This is a genomic window from Methanospirillum sp., from assembly GCF_035406105.1.
Taxonomy (GTDB): Archaea; Halobacteriota; Methanomicrobia; order Methanomicrobiales; family Methanospirillaceae; genus Methanospirillum.
The window spans coordinates 1-7,908 of the sequence record NZ_DAONKG010000113.1 but is presented as its reverse complement, the minus strand read 5'-3'; the positions used below and the strand labels follow the sequence as shown (position 1 = coordinate 7,908).

7 protein-coding genes are annotated in these 7,908 nt (G+C 42.2%); 4 read left to right on the top strand and 3 right to left on the bottom strand.

Annotation, left to right across the window (positions count from 1 at the left end):
- Nucleotides 1-1,924: methyl-accepting chemotaxis protein (locus PLA23_RS07970; protein ID WP_324474802.1), on the top strand; the 1,924-nt coding region annotated here is incomplete at its 5' end.
- 2 nt (nt 1,925-1,926) lie between these two features.
- On the opposite strand, the gene PLA23_RS07965 is transcribed toward PLA23_RS07970, so the two are convergent.
- Both PLA23_RS07965 and PLA23_RS07960 read right to left on the bottom strand, forming a co-directional pair.
- A complete protein-coding gene (locus tag PLA23_RS07965; protein WP_324328190.1) occupies nt 1,927-2,478 on the bottom strand; it encodes a CheB methylesterase domain-containing protein in 552 nt (183 codons plus the stop codon).
- Nucleotides 2,479-2,491: 13 nt separating this feature from the next.
- Complete coding sequence (locus PLA23_RS07960) at nt 2,492-2,899, bottom strand: response regulator (RefSeq protein ID WP_324328192.1); 408 nt, start codon at nt 2,897-2,899, stop codon at nt 2,492-2,494.
- A gap of 391 nt (nt 2,900-3,290) precedes the next feature.
- On the opposite strand from PLA23_RS07960, the gene PLA23_RS07955 reads away from it, so the two are divergent.
- On the top strand, nt 3,291-4,430 hold the full coding sequence (locus PLA23_RS07955) for a small ribosomal subunit Rsm22 family protein (RefSeq protein WP_324328194.1): 1,140 nt from the start codon (nt 3,291-3,293) through the stop codon (nt 4,428-4,430).
- Between the two features lie 57 nt (nt 4,431-4,487).
- On the top strand, nt 4,488-6,398 hold the full coding sequence (locus PLA23_RS07950; RefSeq protein ID WP_324328197.1) for a tetratricopeptide repeat protein: 1,911 nt from the start codon (nt 4,488-4,490) through the stop codon (nt 6,396-6,398).
- On the opposite strand, the gene PLA23_RS07945 is transcribed toward PLA23_RS07950, so the two are convergent.
- Entirely contained in the window at nt 6,399-7,625 is a 1,227-nt protein-coding gene (locus PLA23_RS07945; RefSeq protein WP_324474800.1) for an adenosylhomocysteinase, read from the bottom strand. It lies immediately after the preceding gene.
- Between the two features lie 116 nt (nt 7,626-7,741).
- On the opposite strand from PLA23_RS07945, the gene PLA23_RS07940 reads away from it, so the two are divergent.
- Nucleotides 7,742-7,908 (top strand): HisA/HisF-related TIM barrel protein (locus tag PLA23_RS07940; protein WP_324474804.1); only part of this gene is annotated, 167 nt, incomplete at its 3' end.

The following is a 7,908-nucleotide window of genomic DNA, read 5'->3' as shown; positions in this document are numbered from 1 at the left end:
CGACATGCTTGATGCATACATCGGACCAATCAATGTTTCTGCTGAATATATAGACAGAATCAGTAAGGGAGACATTCCGCCAAAGATCACAGAGGAATACAAAGGAGACTTCAACGAGATTAAAAATAACCTCAATGCTCTCATTGATGTTGTCCATATGAGAAATGATGACATCAAGATGCTCATTGATGCTGCACTCCAGGGGAAACTCGATGTCAGGGCTGATCATACACGGTATCCGGGCGAGAACGGACGGATGATCAAAGGCATCAACGACATGCTTGATGCATACATCGGACCAATCAATGTTTCTGCTGAATATATAGACCGGATAAGTAAAGGAGATACACCACCGAAGATCACCGAGGAATACAAAGGAGACTTCAATGAGATCAAAAATAACCTCAATGCACTTATTGATGTTATTCAGATGAGAGGAGCTGATATTCAGCTCCTCACCAAAGCCGGTATGGAAGGAAGACTCGATGTCAGGGCAGACCCTTCAAAATACTCCGGATATCATGGTAACATGATCAAGAGTATCAATAATATGCTTGATACGTACATCGGTCCGTTAAATCTAGCGGCAGAATATATTGACCGGATAAGTAAGGGTGATCTCCCTCCCCGGATTACGGAAGAATATCATGGTGACTTTAATGAACTTAAAAATAACCTGAATCAGTGTATTGATGCAATCAGTCTTCTCATACATGATGTGAACCGGTTATCAGAAGCTGCAACTGCCGGTGATCTTCATACCCGTGCTGATGTGAACCAACACCAGGGCTCATATGCAACACTGGTCAAGGGAATAAATGAAACCCTTGACGCGGTGGTAGAACCCATTGAAGAAGCGATGAGGGTTGCAAAAGAGTATGCCCAGTGCAATCTTGCAACGTCTTTTGATCCCAGGATACAGGTAAAAGGTGAATTTGCTGATTTCAAGAATTCACTTGATACCATTGGATCTGATATATCAAAGACGATTGAAAGTCTCCACCAGGAGATAGAATCACTGGTAAAACACTCGAGTAATGCCCAGTACGGTGTCGAAGATGTCAGCAGAGGTGCACGCGAGATTGCACAGAATGCTGAAGAAACATCAATGAATGCTTCAAAGGCTGAAGAAGGAATTGATCAGGTGCTCCGTGCAATGGCGGATCTTACCGTAATGGTCAGTGACATCTCAGCAAATGCCGATGCTGTAGCCAGACTGAGTGAAGATGCAAATGCACTTGCAAAGAAAGGGACAGAGTTCGCAGGTGCAGCTGATAAGGGCATGGAAAGTATCACACGATCGTCATCAGAAGTTGAACAGATTATCGGAGCAATCAGAAGTGAGATGGATCAGATTCGGAAAATTGTAAATATCATCACAGATCTTGCAAACCAGACCAACCTTCTTGCATTGAATGCTGCAATTGAAGCTGCCCGTGCCGGAGAAGCGGGAAGAGGATTTGCAGTTGTTGCTTCTGAAGTGAAAGCACTTGCCCAGGAATCGCGTACATCAGCGGAATCAATTGCTGATATGATAATGGGCCTTGAGCGGAAATCAGATAGTGCAGCTCATGCCATAGAAGCAGCAGGCAAAGCGGTTGGTGAAGGAAACAGAGCATTGACAGACACCCTTAATGTGTTCACAGAACTTACCAGGGCAGTTGATGATATAAATCAGAAGATGCTTACTATCGCCCAGGCTACCGAACAACAAGCTGCCTCTTTTGAAGAGATTACTGCAAGTGCAAATGAGATGAGCACGCTTGTCAAGCGGACTGCAGATGATGCAACGCAGTCATCAGCAACGAGTGAGGAAGCTCTTGCTGTAGTATCTCAGATTAACGGGATTATCAATCTGATTAATGAAGCCGTCGCGAATATGAGAAAAGAAATGGAAGTCTTTAATTTAAGAAAAACTTCCTGATTTTATTTTAATGACAATATAAAATTATGTATCGCTTCAGGTGATAAGACCTGATCAATATTGGTGGCCTTAAAAGCTGCTTCCGGCATGCTACTGATTGTACAGGTATCAGGATCCTGAATAAACACCTGTGCCCCAATCTTCTTCATATAAGCAAGGCCCTGCGCACCATCACACCCCATCCCTGAAAGAATGATCCCATAAAATGCATGTCTTGGATCAGATCGGAGAGACGTCATCGTCACATCAACAGAAGGTCGGACAAAATTTACTTTTTCTGATTTTTCAAGGATGATTGTTTCATTATTTTTAAGAACAAGATGATGATCTCCCGGTGCCACATAGAGTGAGCCATGAACGATGACCTCTCCACCTTTTGGCACAATGACATTCATCGTAGTGAGCTGGGACAATCTCTTGGCAAATCGTGATGTTGTTGATTCGGGCATATGCTGCACAATAATTATCGCCAGTGGTAAAACGGGTATACCATTAAAAATATCAAATATTATCCGTGGACCACCGGTTGAAGAACCAATAATGAGAATGTTCATTGCATGTCCCGCATTACTCGAGCATGGTTATATAATCATTAACCAGCGCGATAAGATTTTCAGGTTCAAATGGTTTGGTAATATAATCAAAAACATATTCTTTCAGATGATCAAGCGAGGTGTCTGGGACATCTTTTGCTGTAAACATAGAAATAATAAGATCATGCATCAGATCCCGGTTTACAATCTCCTGGATTGTTTCCCATCCATCAAGACCAGGCATCATGATGTCCATTAATATGACCCCTTTAAAACCTTTCTCTAAATAATTCAGACATTCCTGCCCGGAGTGGGCAAGTAAAACTGGAAACGGGCGCTTTTTAAATAATGAATGAACTGTAAACAGAATATCCTCATCATCATCCACAACCATAAGTCCGGAAACTGGATGACTCCTTTCAGGATCAGATATTGGATCCATATGAAAAGGATATTGTGGTTCAGACTATATTATTTCTGCCGTATAACATGCAATGAGCAACCTGTAATGAAACGAACATGTTCAAAGCAATATTGAGGATACATTATAAGACCTGGAATAATCTCACCATTTCCTATTCATTATATAGAGATAATTTATCAGTCTTATTGTAACATACTAACACGTACTGAATCTGATATTCATGAATTTTAAAAAACCGTTCTCAAACTATCATCCTGGAAAAAAAACAGGATCACTCAAGAAAAAATCATTGCCAAAAAGATCAAAAACAGGACAAAAAACGATAAAACCATTAAAAATACCTTCCCGTCTGGAAAGGTTAATCGAATCATACATTAAAGATAAAACTGGTAAATCCCCGGATAACCCATTGACTCTTGAGCGTATCAGGCATTCAATTCTTGCACAAAAAGCAGGATACTGGAACAATGTCCCTCATGCAAAGTATGGAAGAGGATATGATATTTTTGCATACCTGGCTTATCAGGCCCCTGGATACATCATTCAATTTCATCATATCATAAAAAACCTTGATAGAACCGGATTACTTACCGATGATGTAAAGGTCCTTGATCTGGGTTCTGGTCCGGGGGTTGTTCCGCTTGCACTTATCTGGTTTATGAAAGAGAGAAAAAAAGGAACTCTGACTATTGATGCCTTAGAGCAATCAGAAGAGTTTATTGAGGCATTTAAATATCTTGTACCGAGATTTGCATCAGATTCACCAGTTACAGTACATCAGATTCAACAAGCGGATATCAGAACGTGGAATATTCAAAAGCCTTCCTCGTATTCAATGATTACCTGTCAGAATGTACTTGCAGAGCTCTCCGGACAAAGTAGGAGCGAAAAAATTGAGATTCTGATGAAGTATTCATCATTGCTATCAGATGATGGACTTTTTATTCTTGTTGAACCCGCAGAGCTCAGACATTCGACTGAATTGAGGGTCCTCCAAAGAGAACTTGAAAAGGCTGGTTTATATGTTTATGGTCCTTGCACATATCTGCATTCAGGAACTTGCAATCCTTCTGAATGCTGGTCCTTTGCAGAACTTCCCCGGATGCAGCCAACAAAACTCATGTCTATGATCAGCGACGTTCAGAACGGATACCGGTTTATGAATACCGATATTAAATTCACCTACAGTATTCTTACAAAAAAATTACGAAAACCAGTAGTGCCTGACGCGTTTATACGTGGCACGATTCCTCTCAGTAATCTGGATGAATATATTGGTAATATGGTGACTATAGTCGGTGCAAAAATGTCCATGGATATTGGAAACCAGGAATTTGCAGTATATCTTATATGTGACGGGTCAGGAGGAGCCAGAGTTTATCTTATCATCCCCCGATCTCTTCATAATGAGGATATAAAATCATTTCGAAATGCCGATTATGGAGATATTGTCAAAATTTCAAACGTCAGGGTCAGATGGAACCAGAAAAAAGGAGACATAAACCTTATTGCCGGGTCACGAACACACGTCTCTGCAATGCATAAATAGATAACCGGTTAATTGTTAATGGGTAGTAGAAACAAGTGTTCCTTATTAGGGTGATCGATGTCAGATGAAGATCCCATAAAAATACTGCAGGTACGCTTTGCAAAAGGGGAGATAACGGAAGAGCAGTATGAGAAGATGCTCTCTTTTCTTATTCGGGACGTTTCATCATTTAAAAAACCAGATCCAAAGGAGCCGCAGGATATCGGAGATGCTTCTGTTCAGCAGGTTCCTATTCAGGTAGAAGAAACCATTGTGCCATCAGAGCTGGCATCTGATGACGAGACTGAAGAGATTGCTGATATCGAGCCAGAAGCAATCCTTTCTGAACCTGAACGAACCACAGTAAAGGAAATTGCGACTGCTATTGCAAATGCGGAAGGGCCGGTATCTTCTGAAACCGAACCACTGGCTAAGGAAGTGACCGGGGAAACAGATTCACAGGAAACCGAAGAAATACCTCCAGCTGAAGAGGATTTTGCAGCAGGCACCGTTCTTGACACATCCATATCAGATGAGCAGATTGAAGCAATAGAGATATCAGAAGAGCTCCCTGAAGAAGGTACCGATAAAAAGGAGAGTACTGAAAGATTTTTATCCCAGGAAGATCTCGGGAATGTCTGTTATGTCACCGCCGTCAATCTTGTTCAGGCAGGAGAATTTGAAAAAGCATATCCTTTTATTGAAAAGTCTTTGACAATTCAGCCAGACCTTACCTTATCATGGCTCTATAAGGGATTTATCCATCATAACCGAAAAGAGTACGAAGAAGCCATTTCCTGCTTTGATAAAGTCATCAGTAAGGATCCGTTTCAGATCAGGGCATGGCTGTTTAAGGGGTACAGTCTCTTTCATCTTCACCAGGATGACAAAGCACTTGAATGTTTTGACCGTGTTATCAAAGAAGATAAAAAACAACTCCGTGCACTGATATATAAAGGCTATTGCCTGAAAAACCTGAAACGGTATAAAGAGGCCGGCAATGCCTTTGAAACAGCGATCCAGCTCAGTCCAAAAGACCTCAACCTCCATCTGAACAGGGGCATATGTCTTTTTGAGGACAAACAGTTTTATGAAGCTCTCAATGCCTTTGATAAAGTCCTTGAACTTGATAAACGTAATTTATCTGCATGGCTCTATAAAATTCGCAGTCTCATCAGAATGGAACGTATTCAGGAAGCATTTCAAAGTTCAGGGAAGCTTCTGGAGATTCAGCCCCGTGAAGTAAGTGTGTGGCTGGCACGGGCAGATCTGCTTCTGAAGATGAAAAAGGTTGAAGAAGCCCTTGAAGCCACAAAAAAAAGTCTGCTTCTTGACAAATGGAACCCGGATACCTGGAGTCTGCGGGGACTATGTTTCTATAAACTGGGAAAATTTAATGAAGCATTGCAATGCTATGACAACGCCTTAAAGATAAATCCCAAACACCTGGATGCAATGAAAAACAGGGCAATGTGCCTGCATAAACTAAAACGTCATAGTGATGCCCTTGAATATTATGAGCATGCTATTGCTATAAATCCCCATAACATTGAGGCATGGTTTAACCGTGGTCTTATTCTTCATAAAGCGAAGAATTTTGAGGAGGCACTGCACTCATATGAAAAAGTCATTGCAATGGATAAATTCCATGCAAAAGCTTACTTTAATAAAGGGCTGATACACCGACAGCTCGAACAATATTTTGAGGCTTTGCAGGCATTTTCAACGGCGACGAGCATTGATCCTTCATTTGCTTCTGCCTGGTATCATATGGGTCTGATTTACACTGACCTTGTCAGGCATAAAGAAGCATTGCAATGTTATGACAAGACCCTGAAATTAAACCCGAAACATGTCGGAGCTCTTCTGAACAAAGGGGTAATCCTTGAGGATGCAGGCCTCAAAAGAGAAGCATTTATGTGCTTTCAGAGAGCCGCGACCCTTGATACAAAAATTGCAGCTTCCATGAAAGGAAGACTTGTTCATTAATCAGGTTCCGTGATCCCAGCTTCCCAAATATTCTTCCTGTTCTTTTGACAATATGTCAATGGAAAGATTCAGGGATGCAAGTTTATATGATGCAACCATCCGATCTATCTCATCTGGAACCTGATGAACATCCGGTTTCAGGTCTTTATGATGCAGGGCGATATATTCAGTGCTGAGCGCCTGCAGGGCAAACGAGAGATCCATTACTTCAATCGGATGGCCCATCCCTTTCGGAACCGCAAGATTAACAAGACGCCCTTCTGCAAGTAAGTGGATAACCTTTCCATTCATGTGGTAGGAATGAATACCTTCCCGCTCTTCTATGGTGTCTGCATTGGAAGAGAGCCAGATACCATCTATCTCAATATTGAAATGTCCGGCGTTTGAAAGAATGACCCCTGATTTCATAGCAGCCATATGCGTACCGGTGATAACGTCACGGTTACCGGTGGTGGTAATAAAGATATCACCTATTGGTGCAGCCTCCTGCATGGACATGACATGAAATCCTTCCATGTGAGCTTCAAGTGCCCGCCGTGGATCTATCTCGGTTACAATAACCTTTGCACCAAGTGCAGAGGCTTTTCGTGCAAGACCTCTTCCACAAAAACCAAATCCGGCAATGACGATCCATTTTCCTGCAATCAGAGAATTCGTCGTTGCCATGATTGCGGTAAGAGCACTCTCTCCGGTCCCATGTACATTATCAAAGTAATGTTTCATCGGGGTATCATTGACGGCAATAACAGGGAAGAGTAATTTGCCTTCTGCTGCCATAGCCCGGAGGCGATGAATACCCGTGGTTGTCTCTTCGCATCCGCCGATAACACCTGGGAGAACATCCTGTCGTACAGTATGCAGACGGTGGATCAGATCCATGCCGTCATCTATGGTGATGACTGGTTTTGCATCAAGAACCGCGTCTATAGCTTTATAGTATTCATCTACCGTGCACCCACGTTTTGCATAACAAAATACATTCGGAACTCTGCCCAGTGCAGTCGCAACATCATCCTGGGTTGAAAGGGGATTACAACCGGTGATATGGACAACAGCTCCTCCATCTGCGAGTGTACGGACAAGATTTGCAGTTTTCGCCTCAACGTGCAGGGCCATTCCTATTACTTTCCCGGCAAAGGGTTTTTCCTTTTTAAATCGTTCCGAAATGGCACTTAAGACAGGCATATACTGTCGTGCCCATTCAATCTTTAAATCACCAGAATCCATGGGTTTCCTCGTAACATTGAAAGTATCATCAAATATTTTCCATAAGTGTTTCTCCGGTGATGATATATCATATTGCCATAATTTTCTTCTAGAAGAGCAGACAAGAAAATAGAAGGATGACACTGACCCGGAGGATTATCCCCTGTCTGGATATCAAGGATGGACGAGTCGTAAAAGGAACAAATTTTCTTGGTCTTCGGGATGCCGGGGATCCGGTAGAACTTGCGTGCCGGTATAATCAGCAGGGTGCTGATGAGGTGGTTTTTCTGGACATTACGGCATC

What these genes read in the sequence shown, in the direction of transcription:
- PLA23_RS07950 (WP_324328197.1), top strand. Translation starts at nt 4,488, where the DNA reads ATGTCAGATGAAGATCCCATAAAAATACTGCAGGTACGCTTTGCAAAA.
- PLA23_RS07960 (WP_324328192.1), bottom strand. Translation starts at nt 2,899, where the DNA reads ATGGATCCAATATCTGATCCTGAAAGGAGTCATCCAGTTTCCGGACTT.
- PLA23_RS07965 (WP_324328190.1), bottom strand. Translation starts at nt 2,478, where the DNA reads ATGAACATTCTCATTATTGGTTCTTCAACCGGTGGTCCACGGATAATA.
- PLA23_RS07945 (WP_324474800.1), bottom strand. Translation starts at nt 7,625, where the DNA reads ATGGATTCTGGTGATTTAAAGATTGAATGGGCACGACAGTATATGCCT.